Raw genomic sequence first — 900 nt, 5'->3', positions numbered from 1 at the left:
CACAGCCGCCGCCGTCATTTTTTCACCAACCAGATCAGTGGTTCCTGCTCGCCCAAGGAATCGCAGGCTGGGAATACCGCCGACAAAATCATCCACTTCAACCAGATCGTTCAGGCGATAGCGCAACAACCCGCTACCGGTACTCATCAACGGCATGACCTGCTGCCCGGCCTCCAGTTGCCAGGGAGCGAAAATACGGCCATCGGTGGGATCCTGAAATTCATACACGTGGCTGCGATACGCCAGTGGATAACGGCCCGCATAGGGAATGGTAACTACGCCTTCGGTGGCCCATAGTCCTTTGCCCTGAAACGCGGCCTGGGGAAGTAACGCATGCAGCTCTTTTGCCCACGGCGTGGAGGCCGCCGTATCCCAGGCACTCACCAGCGCCAGTTTCGGCCACAGCGCCATCAGAAAATCCGCGTTTAAGCGGCCGTCCCACTCACGCAGCAAGGCTGCCGCTTGCGGAGACCAGGGGCAGGAGTCCACGGCACCACCAAGCATGCGGTTTCCCCAGCGCCCGGTGTTGAGTACCTCTGCAAGTTCCTCTCGCCACTGCGCTATGGCACGCAGCATCCCCAGCCCGAAAGTAGGACTCCAGATCGAAAGCATGGATAAAGACGGGTCGCTAACCAGATACGCAAGGGTGGCAAACAGGGAATCATCAGAGGTTCTCGCCAACGCCACATCCTGTGGCACACACTGGGTTGCCCCGGCCAGCAGGCGCTTGCCCATGGACATCAACTGGATGTCGTCGTTCACATCCTCACGCATATTGTCGCGCAGCGAGGTGGGCACCCAGGACATGGACCAGTAATGACGCCCTTGAACCAGTCGGGGGAACTGCCGGTACAAATCCACAATCCAGGGGCTGATGGCCGCATCCAGTTCACCGAGAAA

1 protein-coding gene is annotated in these 900 nt (G+C 59.2%); it reads right to left on the bottom strand.

Features of this window, described 5'->3' with window-relative positions; all coding sequences use genetic code 11:
- The coding region (locus A3730_RS28630) for a GH3 auxin-responsive promoter family protein (protein ID WP_197477731.1) at positions 1 to 900 on the bottom strand (900 nt) is incomplete at both ends.

It is taken from the genome of Alcanivorax sp. HI0044 (assembly GCF_001634945.1).
This window is presented reverse-complemented; position numbering and strand designations above follow the sequence as displayed.